General features: G+C 64.8%; 4 protein-coding genes and 1 riboswitch. Of the genes, 3 read left to right on the plus strand and 1 reads right to left on the minus strand.

From position 1 onward, the window contains the following. A partial coding sequence (locus EOA29_RS32540; protein ID WP_145969933.1) for an aromatic ring-hydroxylating dioxygenase subunit alpha occupies positions 1-593 on the minus strand: 593 nt, incomplete at its 3' end. A 138-nt stretch (positions 594-731) separates the two neighbouring features. On the opposite strand from EOA29_RS32540, the gene EOA29_RS32545 reads away from it, so the two are divergent. The 3 genes from EOA29_RS32545 to EOA29_RS32555 all read left to right on the plus strand — a co-directional run. Next, complete coding sequence (locus EOA29_RS32545) at positions 732-1,418, plus strand: gamma-glutamylcyclotransferase (RefSeq protein WP_126093239.1); 687 nt, start codon at positions 732-734, stop codon at positions 1,416-1,418. Between the two features lie 71 nt (positions 1,419-1,489). Beyond that, positions 1,490-1,689, plus strand: a riboswitch (cobalamin riboswitch). A 36-nt stretch (positions 1,690-1,725) separates the two neighbouring features. Next, a complete protein-coding gene (locus tag EOA29_RS32550) occupies positions 1,726-1,905 on the plus strand; it encodes a CbtB domain-containing protein (protein WP_095780832.1) in 180 nt (59 codons plus the stop codon). Between the two features lie 15 nt (positions 1,906-1,920). Continuing rightward, on the plus strand, positions 1,921-2,580 hold a 660-nt coding region (locus EOA29_RS32555; RefSeq protein WP_127222152.1), incomplete at its 3' end, for a CbtA family protein.

Consider the following 2,580-nt stretch of genomic DNA (forward strand, 5'->3'; position numbering starts at 1 on the left):
TTCCAGTTGCAGTTCATCACCTTGCTGAGCCGATGCCCGGTGACGAGCGTCTCCAGCGGCCAGTTGGCAAGGTCGCCGGAGGCGGGATCGAACGAGGCTTCCGCCGTGCCGCCGGCATCCTTTGCAAGGTTGATGAAGACGAAGCCGCGCCACACCGACAGCGCCACGCGGTAGAGCGGGTAATCGGTCTTGTCGAATCCCTCGGGCAGCGATTTCGACGGCACGCGCACGAGATCGCCGCGCAGCGAATAGGACCAGGCGTGATAGGGGCAGGTGAGGAGCCTTGCCTTCAGCCGGCCTGCGCTTTCCTGGCAAAGCTGCGAGCCGCGATGCCGGCAGGTGTTGTGGAAGGCGCGCAAGCTCCCGGTCTCGTCGCGCAGCACGACGACCTCCTGCGAGCCGATGCGGATTGCGCGGAAGGCGAGGGGGTCCGCGAGATCGGCCTCGCGGCAGACCATCAGCCAGCTTCGGTACCAGATCGCATCGAGATCGCGCAGATACCCGTCGGCGTCCCGATAGGCGGACGACGGCAAGGTCGGCTCGAGGCGGGTCAGGCCGTTATAGAGATCGCGTTGGCTCGGATTCGGCTGCATCGGCTTCTCCCTGGCTGCCGACAGCCGACACCCGGCCAAACCCGTTGTCAATCGTGTGGCCATTGTGATGTCCCGGTGCCGCCTTTAAGGTCGCTCGCGATCGCCGACGGGTTCGCCGGCCGGCCAGGGTGGCAAGGCATGCCTGCAAGAACGATGTCGCTTACCGAGGAACTGGTCGCCCGCTGTTATCGCGCGGTCGAGGATCCAGGGCCTGATCCTGACGCGCAGCATCTCTCCGACAGCGACTATGAAGAGATGCTGGATGCATTCGAGGGCGAGTTGCCTGCAACCGAACCGCTGTGGCTGTTCGGCTATGGCTCGCTGATCTGGAAGCCCGAAATCGAGCATGTCGAGGAGCGGGTCGCCGTGGCACGGGGCTGGCACCGCTCCTTCTGCATGAAGATGACGCGCTGGCGCGGCACCAAGCAGAGCCCGGGTCTGATGATGGCGATGGATCGCGGCGGCGAATGCAAGGGCGTCGCCTTCCGCCTGAACGGTGGCGAGCGCCGGCAAGCGCTGGACAAGCTTTTCCGTCGTGAGATGACCCTCAAGCCGACCAGCTACCACCCCCGCCTGCTGCAGCTCGCAACGGACAATGGGCCGTTGAGGGCGCTCGCTTTCGTCATCAATCGCAAGGGTACGACCTATGCCGGGCCGCTCAGTGAAAGCGAGGTGGTGGAAAGGCTGGCGACGTCCTGCGGCCATTGGGGTTCCGGTGCCGACTATCTCTACAACACCGTCAAAAATCTCGAAGCGCGTGGCATCCACGATGCCCATCTGTGGCGGCTGCAGCAGCTTGTCGCCGAAAGGATCGCGGCCTCCTAGCATGTGAATCCATGCCGCAATCGCGCTCCGGCATGGCGGAATTTGGTTTGCCGCCTGCGGCGATTCTGCCTATAGTCGCTCGCGTCGTCGGTTCCGTTTTTGGAGCCAAGAGGGAATGCGGTGAGGGGTGGATTTCCTGCCCAAAGCCGTGGCTGCCCCCGCAACTGTGTGCGGTAGTCCTCTCCATAAACCACTGAGGATTTTCCTCGGGAAGGTGGGGAAGGGCGCGGATCCGCGAGCCAGGAGACCTGCCGGCGACAGGAAAGTTGACTTCGATGCCCTCGGGTGGAGGGCGAAAGGACAAGACATGAATACCGCTTCCGTCTCCCTCGGCGCCTCCGTCTCCTCGCAGTCGCGCATCATGCAGCTCGCTCTCGCGGCGCTGCTCGGCATCTTCGTCGTCGGCTTCGTCGGCTTCTCGCATATCGATGCGGTCCACAACGCTGCCCACGACTATCGCCACTCGATGGCGTTTCCCTGCCACTGAGGAAGGCCTGACATCATGAATCTGTTTCGCAACGTCGTGTTCATCGCGGCGATCGCGGGGCTCGTGGCGGGCATCGCGCTCGCCTGCATGCAGGCCTATGCGACCGTGCCGCTGATCCTGAAGGCAGAAGTCTATGAAAAGGCCGGCGGCGGCCATCACCACGACCATGCCGCCAGCACAAACAACAATGCGATGAGCTCGGCCGCTCCCGCGGACAACGCGATGAGCAGCGCGGCTCCGACCCCCGCCGAAGCGGCTGCTCCGGCCGAGGACGAGGGCTGGGCGCCGGCAGACGGCTTCGAGCGCTTTGCCTTCAACGTCGTCGCCAACATCGTCACCGGTGTCGGCTTCGGGCTGATCCTGGTCGCGGTTTCCGAATTCGCCGGCGGCATCGGCAATTGGCGACAGGGCGTGTTCTGGGGCCTGGCCGGCTTTGCCGTGTTCACCCTGGCGCCCGGCCTCGGCCTGCCGCCCGAGCTGCCGGCAATGCCTGCGGCAGAGCTTTTGCCGCGCCAGATCTGGTGGACTTCGACAGTGGCCGCGACAGCGATCGGGCTCGGCTTGATCGCCTTTCGCAAGTCGCTGCCGCTGGCCATCCTTGGCGTGGCGCTGATCGTCGCGCCGCACATCGTCGGCGCGCCGCAGCCCGACAGCTTCGAGACGGCGATCCCAGAA

It is taken from the genome of Mesorhizobium sp. M1E.F.Ca.ET.063.01.1.1 (genome assembly GCF_003998155.1).
Taxonomy (GTDB): Bacteria; Pseudomonadota; Alphaproteobacteria; order Rhizobiales; family Rhizobiaceae; genus Mesorhizobium.